This window comes from Variovorax palleresanus (genome assembly GCF_051144945.1).
In the GTDB taxonomy this organism is placed as follows: Bacteria; Pseudomonadota; Gammaproteobacteria; order Burkholderiales; family Burkholderiaceae_C; genus Variovorax; species Variovorax paradoxus_S.
Genome location: NZ_JBJNVP010000002.1, coordinates 432,361 through 452,787 on the forward strand (window position 1 = coordinate 432,361; position 20,427 = coordinate 452,787).

At 65.5% G+C, this 20,427-nt stretch carries 16 protein-coding genes, 1 tRNA gene and 1 pseudogene; 11 read left to right on the top strand and 7 right to left on the bottom strand.

Annotated elements, in window-relative coordinates; genetic code table 11:
• The first annotated feature begins 235 nt into the window (after window positions 1-235).
• Entirely contained in the window at window positions 236-3,634 is a 3,399-nt protein-coding gene (locus ACJ7Z0_RS05850; RefSeq protein ID WP_434789064.1) for a hybrid sensor histidine kinase/response regulator, read from the top strand.
• Complete coding sequence (locus ACJ7Z0_RS05855) at window positions 3,612-4,523, top strand: response regulator (RefSeq protein WP_434789065.1); 912 nt, start codon at window positions 3,612-3,614, stop codon at window positions 4,521-4,523. The genes ACJ7Z0_RS05850 and ACJ7Z0_RS05855 overlap by 23 nt, the downstream gene beginning before the upstream one ends.
• Window positions 4,524-4,577: 54 nt before the next feature.
• Here the strand turns inward: ACJ7Z0_RS05855 and ACJ7Z0_RS05860 are convergent, their stop codons facing one another.
• Window positions 4,578-5,048 (bottom strand): hypothetical protein, encoded by a 471-nt coding sequence (locus tag ACJ7Z0_RS05860; RefSeq protein WP_434789066.1) that lies wholly within the window; start codon window positions 5,046-5,048, stop codon window positions 4,578-4,580.
• A gap of 198 nt (window positions 5,049-5,246) precedes the next feature.
• On the bottom strand, window positions 5,247-6,380 hold the full coding sequence (locus ACJ7Z0_RS05865) for an ATP-binding protein (protein WP_434789067.1): 1,134 nt from the start codon (window positions 6,378-6,380) through the stop codon (window positions 5,247-5,249).
• 130 nt (window positions 6,381-6,510) lie between these two features.
• On the opposite strand from ACJ7Z0_RS05865, the gene ACJ7Z0_RS05870 reads away from it, so the two are divergent.
• From ACJ7Z0_RS05870 to ACJ7Z0_RS05880, 3 genes are all read left to right on the top strand, one after another.
• A complete protein-coding gene (locus tag ACJ7Z0_RS05870) occupies window positions 6,511-6,795 on the top strand; it encodes a DUF1488 family protein (RefSeq protein ID WP_434789068.1) in 285 nt (94 codons plus the stop codon).
• A 126-nt stretch (window positions 6,796-6,921) separates the two neighbouring features.
• Complete coding sequence (locus ACJ7Z0_RS05875) at window positions 6,922-7,740, top strand: substrate-binding domain-containing protein (protein ID WP_434789069.1); 819 nt, start codon at window positions 6,922-6,924, stop codon at window positions 7,738-7,740.
• Between the two features lie 59 nt (window positions 7,741-7,799).
• A complete protein-coding gene (locus tag ACJ7Z0_RS05880) occupies window positions 7,800-8,552 on the top strand; it encodes a transporter substrate-binding domain-containing protein (protein ID WP_434789070.1) in 753 nt (250 codons plus the stop codon).
• A gap of 28 nt (window positions 8,553-8,580) precedes the next feature.
• Here ACJ7Z0_RS05880 and ACJ7Z0_RS05885 read toward each other — a convergent pair whose 3' ends face one another.
• From ACJ7Z0_RS05885 to alaS, 5 genes are all read right to left on the bottom strand, one after another.
• On the bottom strand, window positions 8,581-8,991 hold the full coding sequence (locus ACJ7Z0_RS05885; protein WP_434789071.1) for a hypothetical protein: 411 nt from the start codon (window positions 8,989-8,991) through the stop codon (window positions 8,581-8,583).
• An 11-nt stretch (window positions 8,992-9,002) separates the two neighbouring features.
• On the bottom strand, window positions 9,003-11,228 hold the full coding sequence (locus ACJ7Z0_RS05890; RefSeq protein WP_434789072.1) for a M1 family metallopeptidase: 2,226 nt from the start codon (window positions 11,226-11,228) through the stop codon (window positions 9,003-9,005).
• Window positions 11,229-11,945: 717 nt separating this feature from the next.
• Window positions 11,946-13,205, bottom strand: coding sequence for a D-amino acid dehydrogenase (locus tag ACJ7Z0_RS05895; RefSeq protein WP_434789073.1), 1,260 nt, complete (start codon window positions 13,203-13,205; stop codon window positions 11,946-11,948).
• 60 nt (window positions 13,206-13,265) lie between these two features.
• Entirely contained in the window at window positions 13,266-14,297 is a 1,032-nt protein-coding gene (locus tag ACJ7Z0_RS05900; protein WP_434789074.1) for a 2-dehydropantoate 2-reductase, read from the bottom strand.
• Complete coding sequence (alaS, locus tag ACJ7Z0_RS05905; RefSeq protein WP_434789075.1) at window positions 14,297-16,921, bottom strand: alanine--tRNA ligase; 2,625 nt, start codon at window positions 16,919-16,921, stop codon at window positions 14,297-14,299. The genes ACJ7Z0_RS05900 and alaS overlap by 1 nt, the downstream gene beginning before the upstream one ends.
• Before the next feature lie 255 nt (window positions 16,922-17,176).
• Here alaS and ACJ7Z0_RS05910 point away from each other — a divergent pair, with 255 nt between their 5' ends.
• From ACJ7Z0_RS05910 to ACJ7Z0_RS05935, 6 genes and pseudogenes are all read left to right on the top strand, one after another.
• Window positions 17,177-17,998: a ferritin-like domain-containing protein gene (locus ACJ7Z0_RS05910; protein WP_434789076.1), complete on the top strand. Its 822-nt coding sequence runs from the start codon at window positions 17,177-17,179 to the stop codon at window positions 17,996-17,998.
• Window positions 17,999-18,167: 169 nt separating this feature from the next.
• On the top strand, window positions 18,168-18,443 hold the full coding sequence (locus ACJ7Z0_RS05915) for a hypothetical protein (protein WP_431130664.1): 276 nt from the start codon (window positions 18,168-18,170) through the stop codon (window positions 18,441-18,443).
• A gap of 464 nt (window positions 18,444-18,907) precedes the next feature.
• Window positions 18,908-18,981: transfer RNA gene (locus ACJ7Z0_RS05920), tRNA-Gly, on the top strand.
• Window positions 18,982-19,202: 221 nt separating this feature from the next.
• Window positions 19,203-19,622: an integrase arm-type DNA-binding domain-containing protein gene (locus ACJ7Z0_RS05925; RefSeq protein ID WP_434789077.1), complete on the top strand. Its 420-nt coding sequence runs from the start codon at window positions 19,203-19,205 to the stop codon at window positions 19,620-19,622.
• Between the two features lie 59 nt (window positions 19,623-19,681).
• Window positions 19,682-19,972, top strand: a pseudogene (locus ACJ7Z0_RS05930) (tyrosine-type recombinase/integrase); the annotation flags it as partial.
• A gap of 169 nt (window positions 19,973-20,141) precedes the next feature.
• Window positions 20,142-20,402, top strand: coding sequence for a copper-binding protein (locus tag ACJ7Z0_RS05935; protein ID WP_434792617.1), 261 nt, complete (start codon window positions 20,142-20,144; stop codon window positions 20,400-20,402).
• The last annotated feature ends 25 nt before the right edge of the window (window positions 20,403-20,427 follow it).

The window sequence follows — 20,427 nt, forward strand, 5'->3', positions numbered from 1 at the left end:
GGGTTGGCCGCGCACCATCGCTGTGCATCGGACGGTGCCCCGAGCACCATGGCTGGTACTTTAGAAATCACTCGCGCCGCCGCGAATACGTCATTCAACGTAGCGGCCGGAGGCGCGGCTGCAGCCAGACTCGCAGGCCGTGCACTGGCGGCGGCAGGTGGCAAAACGGCAGGGAGCGCTTCTTGCTGTGTCTTCCGCCATGCCACTGCCGCCGCCCTCGCCGCAAGAGCCCACCATGCAATCCGTCACCGGCCAGAAGATCTTTCGCATCCGCCGCGACTACAACACGTGGGTCGCGAACGAAACGCTGGAGGACTACGCGCTGCGCTACACGCCGCGCAGCTTTCGCAAGTGGTCGGAGTTCCGCGTCGCCAACGCGGCCTTCGGCGCCACCTCGTTCCTGGCGCTGGAGGCCATCGGCGGGGCCATTGCGCTGAACTACGGCTTCTCGAACGCGCTGTGGGCCATCCTGGTGGTGGGACTCATCACGTTCCTCACGGGCCTGCCGATTTCCTACTACGCGGCCAAGCACGGCGTGGACATGGACCTGCTCACGCGCGGCGCGGGCTTCGGCTACCTGGGCTCCACCCTCACCTCGCTCATCTACGCGAGCTTTACCTTCATCTTCTTTGCGCTGGAGGCGGCCATCCTCGCGCTGGCGCTGCAGCTGTACCTCGACTGGCCGCTGCCGCTGCTCTACCTGCTCTCGTCGATCGTGATCGTGCCGCTGGTCATGCGCGGCATCACGCTCATCTCGGGCCTGCAGCTGTGGACGCAGCCGATCTGGATCGTGCTGTTCGTCTGCCCCTTCATCGCGGTGCTGGTGAAGAAGCCCGAGCTCTATGCCGACTTCACCGGCCTGGTGGGCCGCACCTCGGACAGCAGCGGCTTCGATCCGCTGATGTTCGGCGCCGCAGCCACGGTGGCCTTTTCGCTCGTGGTGCAGATCGGCGAGCAGGTCGACTACCTGCGATTCCTGCCCGAGAAGACGGCCGCCAACCGGGGCCGCTGGTGGGCCGCGGTGCTGGTGGCGGGGCCGGGCTGGATCGTGCCGGGCATGCTCAAGATGATGGGCGGCGCCTTCCTGGCCTTTCTTGCGCTGCAGCACGAGATTCCGGGCAAGCACGCCATCGAGCCCACGCTGATGTACCTCACGGGCTTTTCGTACGTGTTGCGCGACCCGGCCTGGGTGCTGGCAATCACCACCCTCTTCGTGGTGGTGTCGCAGATGAAGATCAACCTCACCAACGCCTATGCGGGCTCGCTGGCGTGGTCCAACTTCTTCGCGCGGCTCACGCACAGCCACCCGGGGCGCGTGGTGTGGCTGGTGTTCAACGTGGTCATCGCCATTCTGCTGATGACGCTGGGCGTGTTCGCGGCGCTCGAGCACGTGCTGGGCTTCTACAGCAATATCGCCATCGCATGGGTCGGCGCGCTGGTTGCCGACCTGGTCATCAACAAGCCGCTGGGCTGGAGCCCGCGCACCATCGAGTTCAAGCGCGCGCACCTGTACGACATCAATCCGGTCGGCCTGGGAGCGATGCTGGTGGCGGCCGCGCTCGCCATGCTGGCGTATTCCGGTGTGCTGGGCCAATGGGCGCGCGCGTTCTCGCCCTTCATCGCGCTGGCAACGGCGCTGGTGGTTTCGCCGCTGCTGGCCTGGCGCACGCGCGGGCGCTACTACCTGGCGCGCACCGACATCCAACGCTGGACGCCGGGGCAATTGGTCAAGTGCTCGGTGTGCGACAACAGTTTCGAGTCGGAAGACATGGCGCACTGCCCGGCCTACAGCGCGCCGATCTGCTCGCTGTGCTGCACGCTGGAATCGCGCTGCCACGACCGCTGCAAGACCGACTCGCGCGCGGCCGAGCAGATGAGCAACTGGCTCAAGGCGCTGCTGCCGCCCGCGCTGTCGGGGCGGCTCAACTTTCGCGTGGCGCACTACCTGATGGTGGCCACGTCGCTCGTGGCGCTGGTGGCCACGGTGATGGGCGTCGTGTATGCGCAAGAGACCATCGTGGGCTCGGACCTCCTGGACCCGGCCCTTCGCAGCGCCTTTCTCAAGGTGTTTGCGCTGCTCTCGCTGGTGGCGGCGGTGGCTGCGTGGTGGATCGTGCTGGGCAGCGAGAGCCGGCAGATGGCGCAGGAAGAATCCAACCGCCACAACCACCTGCTCACCGTCGAGGTGGAGGCGCACAAGCGCACCGACGCGGCGCTGCAGACGGCCAAGGAAGCGGCCGAGGCCGCCAACCAGGCCAAGACCCGCTACGTGGCCGGCATGACGCATGAGTTGCGCACGCCGCTCAACAGCATCCTGGGCTACTCGCAGATCCTGCTCAAGGGCGAGGCGGTGGCGGCGCCGCCGCGCGACGCGGTGCAGACCATCCAGCGCAGCGGCGAGCACATGCTCGGCCTGATCGACGGGCTGCTCGACCTGGCCCGCATCGAGGCTGGCCGCCTGCAGCTGGAACCCGCCCCGCTCGCGCTGCCCGCCTTTCTCGACGAGCTCGTGCACATGGTGCGGCCGCAGGCGGAGAGCAAGGGCCTGGCGTTCGTGTACACGCACAGCGGGCGGCTCCCGCCCTGGGTGCATGCCGATGCCAAGCGGCTGCGCCAGATTCTCATCAACCTGCTGGCCAATGCGGTGCGCTTCACCGACAGCGGCACGGTCACGCTGCATGTCGACGCGCGCCGCGAAGTGCTGCGCTTCGACGTGGTCGACACCGGCATCGGCGTGGCGCCGCAGGACCACCAACGCATCTTTCTTCCGTTCGAGCGCGGCGCCGCGGGACGCCGGCGCGGCGAGCCCGGCACCGGCCTCGGCCTCACCATCACCGGCCTTCTCACGTCGCTGATGGGCGGCGAGCTGCGCCTGGCCGACACCTCGCCCGCGGGCAGCACCTTCGGGGTGCGGGTGTACCTGCGCGAAGTGGCCGAGCCGGGGCCGGAGGCGCAGGCCGGCGCATTGCGTCGGCCGGTGTCGGGCTACATCGGCGCGCGCCGAACGCTGCTGGTGGTGGACGACCAGCCGGTGCAGCGCCAGATGCTGGCCGGCATGCTCGCGCCGCTGGGCTTCGAGGTGCGCGAGGCCGCGAGCGGCACCGAGTGCCTCGACAGCCTGCGCGAAAACCTGCCCTCCGCGATCCTGCTGGACCTCACCATGGACGACATGGACGGCTGGCAGACCGCGGCGCTGGTGCGCGCCTCGGGCTTCGACCGCATTCCGATCATCATCGTCTCGGCCAACATGTTCGAGAACCAGGGCGAGTTGCTGCGCGCCGCGGGCTGCCAGGCCTTCGTGGGCAAGCCGGTCATCGAGTCGCAGCTGATCACCACGCTGGAGCGCCACCTCGGGCTCGAATGGCTGGCCCTGAACGATCCCATGCCGCCCCCGGTCGACATCGCCCCGCGGCCGCAGCAACTTGCGCTTTCCGAGGACGACCGGGCCGAACTGATGCGGCTGGTGCAGATGGGCCATGTGCGCGGCCTGCACCAGGTGCTCGACCGGCTCGCCGCCGCTTCGCCACCGGCGGCCGTGACCTGCACCTGGCTGCGCGGCATGGTCAACCGCTTCGATCTCGACAATCTCCGCAAGGCACTCGCAGAAGAAGATGCAGACACTCTCTCCCCCTGAAGCCGAACGCCACGTGGTGCTGGTGGTGGACGACGCCCCCAGCAGCCTGGGCATGCTGTGCGACACGCTCGAAGCCAGCGGCTACACCGTGCTGGTGGCCGCCGACGGCGAGGCCGCGCTGCAGCGCCTCGAACTGGTGGTGCCCGACGCCATCCTGCTGGACGGCATGATGCCCGGCCTCTCGGGGTTCGAGACCTGCCGGCGCATCAAGGCCGATGCGGCGCTCGCGCACATTCCGGTGCTGTTCATGACCGGGCTTTCGGAAACCGCGCACGTGGTCGAGGGCTTCGAGTGCGGCGGCGTCGACTACGTCGTGAAGCCGATCCGCGCGCAAGAGGTGCTGGCGCGGCTGCACACGCACACGCGCAACGCGCGCATCACGCGGATGGCGCGCGATGCCGTCGACGTCGCAGGCATGGGCGTGGTCTTCGTCGATTCGCACGGGCGCATCGCCTGGCGTTCACCGCAAGCCGCGCTGTGGCTCCATGCCCTCGACGCACCACCGGCCCCTGGGCTGTTGCCCGCCTCGCTCGAAGCCGCGCTGGTACCCGGCGCGGCCATTGCGCTGGCCACTGCGGCGGGCACGCGGCTGTCGGTGCGCAACCTGGGCGCAGCCGCGCTCGGGGAGACCATGCTGCTCCTTGCTACCCAGCGCGACGGCGTGACGGCCGGTTCTTCTTCTGCCGCACGCCTTGCCGATGCGGCGCTCACGCCGCGCGAGACCGAAGTGCTTTCATGGCTTGCCAAGGGCAAGACCAACCGCGACATCGGCGAGATTCTCGGCACCAGCCCGCGCACGGTGAACAAGCACCTCGAACACATCTTCGAAAAACTGGGCGTGGAAACGCGCGCCGCCGCGGCGGCGCTGGCGAGCGGCCAGCTGGCCTGACCGCAGAAGCAGGAGCCGGCGGCATCACGCCGCCCGGCCCCTGTTTCCGACTTCTTACCTCTTGGGCGCCGGTGTTGCAGGCACCGCGGGCGTCGTCGTGTTGGTGTCCGACTTGGACGCCGGCACTGCGGGCGTCGCCGGCGTTGCAGACGTCGTGGACGTCGTGGACGATGAAGATTGCGCGGACGGCGTGGCCGGTGTCGCTGGCGTGGCCGGCGTTGCAGGCGATGTCGCCGTGGCTGGCGTTGCAGGCGTTGCAGGCGTGGCGGGTGTCGCCGGCGTTGCGGCATTGGCCGATGCGTTGGATCCGCTGGTCGCGCCCGCGCCACTGCCATTGGCGCCTGCGGCGGCGCCTACGCCGGCACTGCCGCCCCCGCTACCGCCACCACCGCCCGAACCTCCACCGCCACCGCTACCGCTACCGCCGCCTCCCCCGCCGCCACCCGCGGCCAAGGCAAGGGGTGCAACGCAGGCGCCCATGAGGACCGCCACCAGGGTCGGCGCAATACGTCGTTTCAGCTTCATCGGATTCTCCTTGTTGATGTTTCGACAAGGCCAAGCTAGACGACGCAGCAAGCCGCCCTTGTAGTCAAAAGTCAGCATGGCAGGCCGGCCTGATCGGTCGGGCGTCTGCATCGCTATGCAATCGATAGCTGCACGGTTCGGCTCGACGGTGTCCGCCACAAGGATGCGGCCAGAGAGCAGCGCGCGAGGGGGCCCCGGCTATCCCGTCGTGCCGCGAGGCAGATGGACGGTGAATGCCGTGCCTTCTGCCGAGGACGACGTCACCGTGATGGTGCCGCCGTGGCCCGTCACGATCTCCCGCGCAATGTAGAGGCCGAGTCCCAGGCTCGTGGCGGGCCGCTCGTGCGGCGCCGATTCGCGGGTCGCAACCTGCACCAGCGGGTTGAAGATCACCTGCATCGCGTCGGGAGGAATCGGCCTGCCCCGGTTCTTGACGACCAGGGTCGCATGCGCCACTTCGTCCCTGATCAGCAGCACCACGGGATAGGTGGGGTCGCCGTGCTGCACGGCATTGCTCAGCAGGTTCGTCAGGACCTGGCGCATGCGGGCCGGGTCGAACATCAGGATCACGTCGCCTGGCAGATCGGCAACCAATGCCCGCTGGGGATACGCCGCGCACACCTCGTCGAAGGCCTCCTGGCACAGGGCGCCCAGGTTGCCTTCCTGCGGAACCACCTCGATGCCGCGGCCGAGCCGGGTGCGCGTGTACTCGAGCAGGTCGGTCACCATGTCGTTGATCGACGCAATGCTTCGCCTGGCGACCTGGAGCGTGCGCTCCTTGGGCTTGGCATCACCTGACAGGCCGAGGAGATGAATGCAGGAACTGAGCGCGCTCAGGGGGTTTCGCAGGTCGTGCCCCAGCACGGCCAGGAAGGTGTCCCTGGAATTGGCGACATGGTCGGAATACGTGGCCATGGCCTCCGCAAGGCCCTGGTCAATGCCCTCGTTGAAGCGCACCACTTCTTCGAGCACCGCGGCGTCGACCGCGCCCACCTTCCCCATCCACAAGCGAAGCACCGTGGCCCGCAGCGCGCGATATTCCGCGCCCAGCTGAGACAAATCGAAGCCCACCCGCTGGCGCAAGCCTCCATGTTCGGCGGCAAAGGTCTCTTTTGCGAACGGTACGGCAAAACCCTTGGACTTGGCTTCGCGCTCCTTTTCGGATTGCGTGGACTCCATTTCGCTTGCAATGGCCAGCAGGATTTCATGCGCATGGTCCCGGAGCTCGACGACGGACATGGTCTCCGCCGGCGGGATCATCGTTCGTGCAAAGGATTCCCACTCGACAAGAATGGGTTCGATGTTGTCTTTGATGAATTGGCTAAGGCGCATGCTGGACGGAGTATGCGCTCGTGTAGGACAACAGGCGGTTCGGCGAACAGCGCCTGCCTGCCGGAGCGACGGAAGAAGGGGTACTCGACGAAGCGTATCCTGAGGCCCCTCGTCCCCCGGAATACATCCCATGACCGAACAGCCGCTTTCCGGGACGAACCCCGTCGCCCCGCCCTTCTTCCACGAGGCCTCCGGCACGGTCCGCTTCTGGGTGCTGATCGATGGCCACGCCATGGGCGCCAGCATTGGCCGGGAGATCCTGCACTACCGCTACCACTCCGGCGCCCAGGGCGACGATCCGCTCGAAACCTACACGCAGCACGCCGATCAGATGGAAGCGGCCGTGCGCCGCCGGGTCGCGCAAGGCTCCATCGAGCCCGTGATGCTGCGCGAGTACGACTTACCCCGCGTTTGATTTCGTCCATGGCTCCAGCGGGCTCGCATTGCTGGCGCCACCCGAGTCGGTAGTTTCCCCAGCAGTGGTGAAGGCTGATTGACAGCCTCGCTGCCTACGATGGATGCAAACCACTCAGGAGACGCCATGAAATCCCAGCTTTTCTCGTTGAATCGCCTGACCCGCCGCACCGCCCTGCTGGCCGCCGCGGCCGTGCTTGCCGGATGCGGCATCCTCAGCAGCCCGCCGCGCGCCGGCGGCGACATCCACGTGATGACCTCGGGCGGTTTCACCGCAGCCTACAACGACCTGCGACCAGGCTTCGAGCGCAGCAGCGGCCGCACGGTCAAGACCGCCTACGGCGCTTCGATGGGCAATGCCGAGGATTCGATTCCGAGCCGGTTGTCGCGCAACGAACCGGCCGACGTGGTGATCCTCGCGCGGCCGGCCCTCGACGCGCTGGTGGCAGCGGGCAAGGTGGTGCCGGGAAGCCAGGTCGACCTGGTCAAGTCGTCGATCGGCTTTGCGGTGCGCAAGGGCGCGCCCAAGCCCGACATCGGTACGGTCGATGCGCTCAAGCGCACGCTGCTGGCCGCACCTTCCATTGCCTATTCAGCCAGCGCCAGCGGCACGTACTACGAGACCGAGCTGCTCAAGAAACTCGGCATCGAAGATCAGGTCAAGCCCAAGAGCAAGCGCATCCTGAGCGAGCGCGTGGGCACGGTGGTGGCGCGCGGCGACGCGGCGCTGGGGCTGCAACAGGTGAGCGAACTGCTGCCGATCGAAGGCATCGACTACATCGGCCCGCTGCCGGCCGAGGTCCAGCGCGTGACGGTGTTCTCGGCCGGCATTGCCACGGCCTCGAAGCAGCCCGAGGCGGCACGCCAGCTGATCCGTTATCTCAACTCCCCCGAGGCCGCGCCGACCATTGCAAAGACGGGCCTCGAGCCGCTGACGGCACGTTGATGCGCTGATACGGCTGGTCAGTAAACTGGCGCTCATCCTCCTTTTGAACGATGGACGCCATGACCCAGCCACAGCCACAGCCCATTGCCCCCGCTCTTGTTTCCACCTTCGCGCCCAGCGGCACGTTGCGCGCGTCGATCAACCTCGGCAACCCGATCCTCGCGAACAAGGACGCGGCCACGGGCGAGCCGGTGGGCGTGTCGATCGACCTCGCGCGCGAGTTCGCACGCCGGCTCGGCGTAGGCATCGAGCTGGTGGTGTTCGAGAAGGCGGCGGCATCGGTCGACGCGGTCAAGAACGAGAAGGCCGACATCGGCTTCTTCGCCATCGACCCGGCACGCAGCGAAGGGCTGCGCTTCACCGCGCCCTACGTGCTGATCGAAGGCAGCTATCTCGTACGCGACGCATCCGAGCTCACCGACAACGCGCAGGTGGACCGCGCGGGCCAACGGATCTCGGTTGGCGCGGGCAGCGCCTACGACCTGTTCCTCACGCGCGAAATCAGGCAGGCCGAGATCGTGCGGCTCCAGGGCGCGGCCGCGGCTTTGGCCGCACTCCGTTCGGGCCAGGTCGAGGTGGCCGCCGGCATTCGGCAGCTGCTCGAAGGCGAGGCACTGCGCGAACCGGGCGTGCGTGTGCTGCCCGGCCGCTTCATGGTGATCCAGCAGGCCATGGGCACGCCGGCCAGCCGTGGCGCCGAGGCACAGGCACTGCTCGCGGCCTTCGTCGAGGAGATGAAGGCCAGCGGCTTCGTGGCCGATGCGCTCGAACGCCACGGCATCGAAGGCGCGATCGTCGCGCCCGCGGCCTAAGCGGCGCGTTGGCCGCGTCGCAAGCGGCTCACAGCTTGTGGACCTCGACGGGTCCTTGCGAATAGAACAGGAAGTAGCCGGTTCCAGTGCTGAAGTCGTTCTTCTTCCAGCCCGGCGGCACCTTGAACACGCCGAGCTGTCCGCTCGCCACGCCGACGAAGGCTGTGTTCCCGGTGTCGGTGGTGATGCGGCGCCAGGCTTCGCGCGTGACGGGCTCCATCTGCATCTTGGGTTCGCTCCACTCGGCGGTGCGCACCTTGTCACGCATGATGTAGCGGCCGTCCTGCCGCTCGATCTTGACCAGCTCTTTCAGGATGCCGTTCTTCTTCACGGCATACACGCCGACCAGCTCTGCTTCGGGCCCGCCACCCGGTCCGCATGCGGTCAACAACAGCAGCGCAGATGCGCTGGCCACCAGATGGTTGAATGCTTTTTTCATGAGGCTGCCCTTCAGCGCTTCTGGTTCTCGCGCAGCTTCAGGCTGCCCTGGTAGCGCAGTGCGTGCGGATAGTCTTCCTTGCCGGCCGTGTCCTGCGCCATCGTCATCATCTTCTGCTGGCTGGCCTCGGTCTTGGCAAGAAGCGTGGACGGCAGGTTGACGATGTTCTTGATCTGGTCGTACTGCGCCTGCGTGATCCGGCCTACCGACAGCAGGCGGAACGCGTCCCGCTCGATGTTGAGCAGCAGCGGCTTGTTGTCGGCAAAGTTCTGCGCCTTGGCCAGCAGGTCGCTCCACGACTGGGCGCTGTAGTTGCTCACGTAGTAGTCCTGCCCGGTCGGCCCGGCCAGCACCGCGGTGCAGCCCGGAAGATCCAGCTGCGTGGTGCTGCTCGCCATCACGAAGGTCTTGCGCTGCTCCATCGCGTCACCGTAGGCCAGCGTCACGGGAATGGTCCATGAAGACGCCGGATAGACGTTCTGGTTGGGAAACGGCTCCTGGCTGATCGACACGTAGGTGCGGTCGCCCGCGCATTGCGCGTCCACCGTGAGCAGCGGCACGCCGGTCTGCCGGATGAAGCTGTCGCCGATGTCGGTCACTTTCTTGCCGCCGCTCGCCTTCTCGAGCGAACTCCACAGCCGCGACGGCGTGACGTTGCCGAAGGCATAGTCTTTCAGGTAGATCTGCAGGCCCTTCTGCATCGCCTCCTCGCCGATGTAGTTCTGGATCATCTCCAGCACGTGGCTGCCCTTGTTGTAGACGAAGATCGAAGGGCTGATGAAGCCGAAAGAGCCCGCATCGTTCAGGTTGCGCTGCACCGGCACCGCCGTGTTGCGCAGGTCCGCCACCACCACGGTGTGCTTGTCCAGCACGTAGTCGGAGAAGCTGTAGTAGTCAGGGTGGAATTTGATGGTGGTGCGGCGGTCGAACCAGCGCGCGAACGATTCGTTGAGCCACACGTTGTCCCACCAGTCGAGCGTGACCAGGTCGCCGAACCACTGGTGCGCAATTTCGTGCGTGACCACCGTCACCGAATAGAGCGTGGGCGTGTCGCCCGGCTTGGTCAGCACGCGGTCGGCAAACTCGAAGATGGAGCCCCAGTTCTCCATGCCGCCAAAGCCGGTGTTGGGCTTGTTGTCGTAGCTGTCGTTGGCGGCCACGGTGTCGAACTTCTTGAACGGCAGCGCAATGCCGGTGTAGTTGTAGTAGTAGTCCATGGCCACCTTGGTCCACTCCATCGCGAAGGTGGCCCAGGTGGAGCGGCCCGGCGGCGTGAACCAGCGCAGCGGCATTTCGCTGCCGTCGAGCGGGCTCTTGAAGGTGTCCGAGAGAATGTCGAACTTGCCGCCGCCAAAGAAGGCGAGATACATCGGCATCGAAGGCGTCTTCTCGAACGACACCTGCTGGTAGCCGTCCGGCAGCTTGACGGCGGACTTCTGCGCGGCGTTCGACACCGTCTGCCAGTCGCCCGGCACCTCGGCCGAGATTTCGAAGGTGTGGCGGAAGGCCGGCTCGTCCCAGCCCGGAAACCATTGCCGCGCATAGTTGGTTTCGCCCTGCGTCACGATGGCGTCGCTCGTCACGCCCTCGGGCGTGGAAAGGCCGACCTTGAAGACGCCGGTCGCGGCAGAGCAGAACGGGTTGCGCGCCATCTCCTCGGGCGGGCAGTACTCCGCATCGGAGAACTGGATCTTGCCATCCCACTCCATGTGCAGCAGGTACTTGCCCTTGGCGATCTGCCCGTCGCTGAGCCGCAGCTGAACGAAGTCGCCCAGCGTCTGCGGCGTGGGTATCAACGCAATCGCCTCGGAGGGATTCGACAGCTTGCGCAAGGTGGTTCTGCCATTGGCAAACTTCAGGTTGTGCGCGGCAACGACGATCGCATCGACCGGCTTGAGCACTTCGATCTCCACGTCCCCTCGCCCCACGAAGGTCTTGAGCTCCGCATCGGGCCGGAACCACAGCTTGTAGTTGATGGGCCAGACGGTGTCAGGCAGCTCCATCGGCTTCGCGGATCGGTCGATCTGCGCCACGGCCGCGTCGGGTGCGAGCGCCGGTCCGTCGTCGGGTGTCTTGGGCGACGCCGAACCGTCCGCCGTGAGCGTGGGCGCATTCAATGCGCTGGCTCCCAGCGAAGAATCGCCTCCGCCGCCTCCTCCACCGCAGGCCGCCAAGGTGGCAAGTGTCACGGCGGTGATGGCAAGATGATTGACGGCTGGCTTGACAAGTTTCTTCATGATGATGAACGCCTCTTGGTACAGACAGGCGCCGCCGCGCATGCACCGGCGGATAGCCGGCAATGCGCGAACGCGCGCGATGATGGAATGAACGACACATCGACAGGCAACGCCGCGCCCTCCCGGCGAACGAGACGTTCGTCAGGAAAGACACGAGCTGTCCAGCGATTTTTTTCAGCCGGCGCGGCGCGAACGCGCCACGCCTAACCACGCCGCGAGCGATGCGGGCGGTCCCAGGATGCGGGGAGTGATGGGTTCCATTCCCGTCGATGTGCGAGGGCGATGGAATGCGGCTGAGCCTAAATGCCTGGATGGTTGGCTTAGCGCAATCGCGTCAACTCTGCGGGTTCAGGCAGAGAGATAACGGTTGAAGAAGCGATTGAATAAACGATTGAAATGGCGGTCGCAACGGCAAGTTCTCTTGTAGCTGTTCTGAATAGCTTCACGTGCGTTCTCCCTCCTTGGAAGTGGGCACATTTTTAGCTGAGCACAGATGACAGCGTCAACGAGGCGCGGAACTTTTCTCTCTCAAAATGTTCGCGCGCCATACGACGAATGGAGTCATCGATTCCACGCGTGCAATGCACTACGAAGATGGTTCTTTCTTCATGCCGCGCGCGGCGTGCGGGGCGAGAACGCCACGCGCATCCGGTGTGACCGTGCAGCCACACTGAATGCGCGAACAGGCCCTGGAAGATGTGGCGCAGCGCTGCCCGATCAGCGCGCGCCGTAGCGCGCCACCGTCAGGCCTTCCATGTCGATCGCGGGCTGCCTGCCGTCGATCAAATCGGCCATCACGCGGCCCGTGCCGGCCGCCATGGTCCAGCCGAGCGTGCCGTGGCCGGTGCTCAGCATCAGGTTGGGAATGCGCGTGGCGCCGATCACCGGCGTGCCGTCGGGGGTCATGGGGCGAAGGCCGGTCCAGAAGGACGCCTCGCGCACATCGCCGCCCTTGGGAAAGAGATCGGTCACGACATGCTCGAGCGTGTCGCGCCGCCCGGCATCGAGCGCCAGGTCGAAGCCCGAGAGCTGCGCGGTGCCGCCCACGCGGATGCGGTCGCCGAGCCGGGTGACGGCCACCTTGAAGGTCTCGTCCATCACGGTGGATTCGGGCGCGCCGCTGGCATCGGAAATGGGCACGGTGATGGAAAAGCCCTTGACCGGATACACCGGCAGGTCGATGCCCAGCGGCTTGACCATGGCCGGCGAGTAGCTGCCCAGCGCCACCACGTAGCGGTCCGCGGTGAAGCTGCCGGCATCGGTTCTCACGGCGGTGACGCCGCCGGCGCCGTGCTCGATGGCCTGGATGCCCACGCCGAAGCGGAACTTGGCGCCGGCCGCCTCGGCCAGCGTGGCCAGTGCCTGCGTGAACTTGAAGCAGTCGCCTGTCTCGTCGCCCGGCAGGCGCAGGCCGCCGACGAACTTGCTCTTCACCCCCGCGAGCGCGGGCTCGTACTGCACGCAGCCTTCACGGTCGAGCACCTGGTAGGGCACGCCGGAGGCCTGGAGCACTTCCACGTCCTTGGCAATGCCGTCGAGCTGCTTCTGGGTTCGAAAGAGCTGCAGCGTGCCCAGCGCGCGTTCGTCATACCGGATGCCGGTGTCGGCGCGCAGCGCCTTCAGGCAATCGCGGCTGTATTCGGCGAGCCGCACCATGCGGCCCTTGTTGAGCTCATAGCGCGCCTGCGTGCAATTGCACAGCATCGACAGGCCCCAGCGCCACATGGCCGGATCGAGCATGGGCTTGATCACCAGCGGGCTGTGCTGCATGAGCATCCACTTGATGGCCTTGAGCGGCACGCCGGGCCCGGCCCATGGCGCAGAGTAGCCGGGCGACACCTCGCCCGCATTGCCGAAGCTCGTTTCGAGCGCGGGCGCCGGCTGGCGCTCCAGCACCGTCACGTCGTGGCCCGCACGCGCCAGGTAGTACGCCACCGAGGTGCCGATGACACCGCTGCCGAGGATCAGAACCTGCATGAGAACAACCCCTTGAAAGCCGCACGCGACAATGCCCCCGAGGGTACAGGCTCCCCCGCGCTACAGGCCGAGTGCTTCTTGCAATTGCCGTGCCGTCCAGCGCCTGGGCTCGCGCGGCCAGTCTTCGAGCAGCGCGAACATTCTTGCGTTGCGCGGCGCGGCCAGGTCATGGTCTTGCGCAAGCCGCACGACTTCGCCGCTGAGCGCATCGATCTCGGTGCGCCGTCCGAGCGCCAGGTCGTCCGCCATGCTGGAGCGGGCCTTGGCGTCGATGCGCAGCATGCGCGCCGCGACGATGCGAAACAGCCAGTCGGGCAGCCGCAGCACCGCGGACAGCCGCTGCGCCGGCACCGCGGCCACCTGTGCCGGCGCGATGCCGGCACGGCCGAGCACGCCCAGCGCCTCGTCGATCAGCGCGGCAAAGCAGCGCCGGTAGCCGCGCTGCAGCAGCTCATCGCGCAGCGGCAGGCCAGACAGCGCGTTGACGGGATTGTTGAGGTTGAGCAGCAGCTTGCCCCATTGCACCGGCAGCAGGTCGGCGTACAGGTCGAGCGGCACGCCCGCACGCTCGAAGACCGGCAGCCAAGGCCGCAGTGCGGCATCGTCCTTGGCGGCCAGCCGTCCGGCCGTGCCCCGGTGAAAGGCACCCGGGCCGATCTCGGCCACGTTGTACGGCACCATGCCGGGCAGCAGGCTGAGCGTGGGCCCCGCTTGCGAGGCCGCGGCGCAGTTGGAAATGCCGTTCTGGAACGAGACGACCGTGGTGCCCGCGGGCAATGCAAAGGCCAGCTCGGCGGCCGCCTCGGCCGTGGCGCCGCTCTTCACGCACAGGAGCACCAATGCCGGCGCGGCCCCTACGGGCACCTGCTCGCTGAACCGAAGGCTGGCGGCCGGCAGGCGATGCGTACCGCCTTCGAGGTCGCTCAGCACGAGGCCATGTTCCGCAAGGCCCCGCAGCACGCGTGGCCGGCCGACGAAGGTGACGGGAACACCCGCCGCCGCCAGGCTGCCGCCGATGAAGCAACCGATGGTGCCCGCCCCCATCACCAGCACTTCGCCGGGAGGGGGGCCGAGCACCTCGGTGGCGGCCATCAGGTGCGTTCCGCGACCCAGGCTTGCACCGATTGGAGCGCGGCAGGCAGGCCCGCGGCATCGGTGCCGCCGGCCATGGCCATGTCGGCCTTGCCGCCGCCCTTGCCGCCCACTTGCTGGGCCACGAAGTTGACCAGCTCGCCGGCCTTGACCTTGCCCACCGTGTCGCTCGTGACGCCCGCGGCCACCTGCACCTTGGCGCCGTCGGCCGCGGCCAGCACGATCACTGCCGTCTTGAGCTTGTCCTTCAGCTTGTCCATGGTGTCGCGCAGCGTCTTCGCGTCGGCGCCGTCGAGCTTGGCGGCCAGCACCTTGATGCCGTTGACGTCGATGGCCTGCGCCAGGAGTTCGTCGCCTTTCGACGACGCGAGCTTGCCCTTGAGCGAGCCCACTTCGCGCTCCAGCGCCCTCACCTGCTCCAGCACCTGCGTGAGCCGGCCCTGCAGCTCGGCGGCCGGCGACTTGAGCGTGGCGGCCACGCTTTGCACCGTGGCTTCGAGGTCTTGCAGGTAGCTGAGCGCGTTGGCGCCCGTGACGGCTTCGATGCGGCGCACGCCGGCGGCCACGCCGCCTTCGCTCACGATCTTGAACAGGCCGATGTCGCCGGTGCGGCCCACGTGGGTGCCGCCGCAGAGTTCGCGGCTGGTGCCGATGTCGAGCACGCGCACGCTCTCGCCGTATTTTTCGCCGAACAGCATCATGGCGCCGGTCTTCTGGGCCGACTCCATGTCCATCACGCGCGCATGCGTCTCGGTGTTGGCAAGGATCTCGGCGTTCACGCGCTTCTCGATCTCGAGGATCTGGTCGTGCGTGACGGGCGCGTTGTGCGCGAAGTCGAAGCGCGTCTTGTCGGCATCGACCAGCGAGCCCTTCTGCTGCACGTGGCCGCCCAGCACTTCGCGCAGGGCCTTGTGCATCAGGTGGGTGACCGAGTGGTTGCGCATGGTGGCGTCGCGGCGCGCGGTGTCGACTGCGGCCTTGACCGTGTCGCCCACCTTCAGCGTGCCTTGCGTCTGCGTGCCGTGGTGGCCGAACACGTCGGCCTTGATCTTCTGCGTGTCTTCCACGCCAAACTGCACGCCTTCGGCCACCAGCACGCCCTGGTCGCCCACCTGGCCGCCGCTCTCCGAATAGAAGGGCGTGGTGTCGAGCACCACGATGCCAGGCTGGCCTTCTTTCAGCTCTTGCACGGCTGCGCCTTCGAAGTACAGCGCCACGACCTTGGCGCTTTCTTCGAGGTGGTCATAGCCGGTGAAGACGTTGCCCGCGCCGCCGTATTCGACGTTGCGGTCCATCTTGAACTTGCCGGCGGCGCGGCCCGCGGCCTTCTGCTTTTCCATGGCGGCGGTGAAGCCGGCCTCGTCGACGCTCACGCCGCGCTCGCGGCAGACGTCGGCCGACAGGTCGAGCGGAAAGCCGTAGGTGTCGTGCAGCTTGAAGGCGACTTCGCCCGGCAGCGTCTTGGCATCGCCGGCCAGGGCGGCATCGAGAATTTCCATGCCGTTGGCCAGCGTTTCGAAGAAGCGCTCTTCCTCGGCCTTCAGCGTATCGATGATGCGTTTTTCATCGGCCACGAGCTTGGGGTACGCGTCGCCCATCAGCTTCACGAGGTCGGGCACAAGCTTGTGGAAGAACGGCTTCTTCTGGCCCAGCTTGTAGCCATGGCGAATGGCGCGGCGCACGATGCGGCGCTGCACGTAGCCGCGGCCTTCGTTCGACGGAATGACGCCGTCGGCCACCAGGAACGAGGTGGCGCGGATGTGGTCGGCAATCACGCGCAGCGAGTTGTTGCCCAGGTCTTTCTCGCCGGTTTCGCGCGCCGCGGCCTTGATGAGCGCGTCGAAGATGTCGATCTCGTAATTGCTGTGCACGTGCTGCAGGATGGCGGCCAGGCGCTCCAGGCCCATGCCGGTGTCGACGCAGGGCGCCGGCAGCTTCTTGACCGAGCCGTCGGGCTGCATGTCGAACTGCATGAACACGTTGTTCCAGATCTCGATGTAGCGGTCGCCGTCTTCGTCGGGGCTGCCGGGCGGGCCGCCCGGGATCTCGGGGCCGTGGTCGTAAAAAATCTCGGAGCACGGGCCGCAGGGGCCCGTGTCGGCCATCATCCAGAAGTTGTCCGACATGTAGCGGCCGCCCTTGTTGTCGCCGATGCGCACCACGCGCTCCGGCGGCAGGCCGATTTCCTTGGTCCAGATGTCGTAGGCCTCGTCGTCCTCGATGTAGACCGTGGCCCAGAGTTTTTCGGCCGGCAGCTTGTAGACCTCGGTCAGCAGCTCGAAGGCCCACTTGAGCGATTCGCGCTTGAAGTAGTCGCCAAAGCTCCAGTTGCCCAGCATCTCGAAGAAGGTGTGGTGGCGCGCGGTGTAGCCCACGTTCTCCAGGTCGTTGTGCTTGCCGCCGGCGCGCAGGCAGGCCTGGACCGAGGCGGCGCGAACGTACGGGCGCTTGTCTTCGCCCAGGAACACGTCCTTGAACTGCACCATGCCCGAATTGGTGAACATGAGCGTGGGATCGTTGCCCGGTACCAGCGAGCTGGAGGCCACCACCGTGTGGCCCTTGGAAGCGAAGAAATCGAGAAAGGTCTTGCGAATGTCCGCGACCGTGAATGTGGGCTGGCTCATCTTTGGATTTCGTCTGCTGTCGAGGGCGGCCTGGCGATGGCGACCCTCTCGTCGAAACCACGGCGTCGAACCGACCTGACTGCTTGATTTGCTTGAACAAACGATTATAGGTTTGGCCACCGGGCCGCAGCCCCCGCAGCCGGGAGCGGCACCGCCCGGCGCCCGGAATCCCGAAACTGATATGAGCATTAGCACGCAGAACCAAATGCGCCGGGCTTCGTCCTATTCGTTTCAAAGGTGAATCAAGGAGCACGCATGGCAGGCCAAGAGGCGGCACACTGGAAGATCGAGGATCTGGACTTTTCGCGCATTGCGCGAGCGGAGGTCCGCCAGGACGAGAACCTTTTCTACCTGGTTGCTTCCGCCTCGTTCATCGAAAGCGGGTCGGACCTCTACACACAGAACCTGGTCGACTTTTTCCGCGGCGACGACGAAGTCACGGCCTGGCTCACCCACCACTGGGAAGCCGAGGAACTGCAGCACGGCCGGGCCCTGCGCGCCTATGTGTCCCATGTCTGGCCCGAATTCGACTGGGAAACCGCCTACCGCGGCTTTCTGGAGGAATACGCCACCTACTGCAAGGTCGAACTCCTCTCCCCGACGCGCGGACTCGAACTGGCCGCGCGCTGCGTGGTCGAGACCGGCACCGCCAGCTACTACCGGGCCCTGGCCCGCGCCACCAGCGAGCCGGTGCTGCGCGACCTGGCGGGCCGCATCGCAGCCGACGAGGTCAGCCACTACAAGCACTTCTACCGATTCTTTCGGCGCTATCGGCAAGAAGAAAAATTGGGCCGGATCCGCGTGCTGCGCATCATTGGCCGGCGCACGCTGGAGCTCAAAAGCGAGGATGCCGAGTGCGCCGTTCGCCACGCGGTGCGCGTCCGATCACCCGAGCGGGCCTGCGATTCGGCTTACATCCGGCAACTGGGCGCGCGCATCAACGGCACGGTGCGCACCAACCTCAGCCCCGGGGCCACGCTCAAGATGCTGATGCGCCCGCTGGAACTGCCGGCCAGGGTGGAAACCGTGATCCAGTACCCGATCAGGCAGTTCATGGAACACGTGTTTCTGCGCTGACGGACCGGCTTCGAAAACTGGGTACGCAGGGGATGGCGGCGCGGCCTACATGGGCGATCGACTTTCCCCGACGCAGGGGTTTGGGTAAATGCGAAAAATTCACATTAAAACCAACCAACCCCCATGGCCGGCAGTAGAAGCGTCTACGCAAGCCGGATCGGAGAATCAAATGCCCCTATTTCTTCTGTTGAGGCTGCAACGGGTGCAGCTGCCTGTCCGTGTCACCGACCCGGAGGAAGTCCGCCAGGTCTCGGTGCTTCTGGCCACCGGCCTGATCGAGGCTGAGTTCGCAACCATCAAGTCGCGGGTGCGGCATGCCGTGGAGAGGGTAGCAACCGTGACCCGCATCACCGAAGAAGGCCTGGCTGAGATCGCGGCGGTGGGCCAGTCGCCAGCGTTCGCGCAGCCCTTTGTTCGATTCGCAGGGGGATTGCGATTGATGTGAGAGTAGTTATTTCCGATATGTACTACCAAATGTGTACAACTTTGCTCCGTGCCCCATCCACTGCATCCATCACAGAGGGCGAGTTCTCCACCATTGCGGTGGATAAGACGGTGGAAAAGCATGTGCGCATCGCCGGAGAACCTTGCTACGCCTGCCCCGCGACACGGCGCCTGTAAAAGCGGCATCGCAGCCCTTGGGCGATTTCCTCGAAGCTGCGGCTGCTTGATGGCGCGGACATCGAAGAGCATGGACCTATACTCCCAGCTGTCGTCGTTGGCGCAGGCATGCCCCTCGACGGTGGGTGCAGCGTAGTTTCCTCAAAAAGCTATGTCGAAACCCAGGCTGAAGTGCCAAGCCTATCGGGGTGAGATCGGGTAAACCAATCGATGCCGAGAAGTTGATCGTCCTATGCCGATCAAGCACTTGGGGCCGAAAGCTCGTTGTGCATCAGCGAGTTGCAAAATGCGGGTGTAGTTCAATGGTAGAACGGCAGCTTCCCAAGCTTCATACGAGGGTTCGATTCCCTTCACCCGCTCCAATCAAAGGTCCAAACCGGTCCTAGCGCTCCCTAAAAGTCATTAATAGTCAAAGACTTAGAGAGGACCGCGATTCCTAAGTCTTCCGATTGTTTCCGAACGAATCCAACGCGATTCCGGGGCACACGCCGGGGAACATTGGCATACTCACTCCGAAATGCCTCACTCCGAAATGCCTCTCCTGTTCCCCTAGACTCACAGAACTCAGCTGCAAGAACGCGACGTGCCGCCCGAGAAGAGACGAGCACGGTTTAACGATGGAGGAAATCTCTATCTCGGAACTGCACCAAACGGCTCGCAGTGTTGGTTTTGGAAGTACTCGTTCGATGGAAAGGAAAAGCGCCTCGCAATCGGCAGCTACCCAACCGTCAGGCTCAAAGATGCGAGAGCCAGCCGCGATGAGGCTCGCAAGGTCCTTCAGACCGGAGTTGATCCGACTCAGCGCCGTCGACTCGACAAGGCCGCCGTTCGCGTCAACGCGGTCACAACCTACGGAAAGGTGGCTCGCGAGTTCCACGCCGTCAAAATCAAGGGCTGGAGCGAAGCGCACAGCACCAAGTGGCTGCGGATTACAGGAAAGCAATCTCTTTCCCTGGATAGGCGGACTTCCGCTTCGGGACATCACAGCCAGCGTTTTGCTTGATCCCTTACGCCGAGTGGAAAGCAAACTGAACGGAATGGGCATGGGGTGACGTCGAAAATTGCCAAGTCATCATTCTGGCCGCTTCAATGAAGCGAACAAAGCAAGCGAAGCTCAACGGCGAGCCCCACATGGTCCCGCTTGCCCCACAGGCTGTTGCATCGCTGAAGCGCATGCAGGTGCTGACGGGACATGGCCGCTATGTATTCCCCAGCTTGCTCACGGCCGAGCGACCAATGTCCGACAACACGGTTAACACTGCATTGCGGCGCATGGGCTTCGACAACACAGAGATGACAGCTCACGGGTTTCGCGCCATGGCGAGAACGATCATGGTCGAGGAACTATTTTGACCAGCTCCGAGCGGCAAGCCCACCGCGACCTGATGCGATGCTTTCAAACGGTCCGGGACTTCACTCGGCTCATTGCCAAGTCCATCTGCCCGAGTCTGCGAGAGACCGAGGACTACGCCTAGCTCCAAAAGAAGCTCATAAAGCTGCCGACTTCGGGTCTTGAAATTCAATCCAACATTTCAGAGGCAGAAAAAGCGGCGCTGCTTCGAATCTTGCCAGGCCTGCCACCGCACGCCGGTATGTCCGCGCAAGATCGAGCGGTGTTAAGCATGGTCCGCTCAACAACCTCAACATGCCCGGCATGACGATGGTGTTCGGAGTCAAGGACGACGCCATGCTCGACAAGCTCGAGACCGGCGCCAAGGTCCGCTTTCAGGCGGAAAAGATCGACGGTAAGATCGTCGTCACGAAGATCGAAACGGCCCGCTGATCGCATACAAAGCAGGCGTCGATAT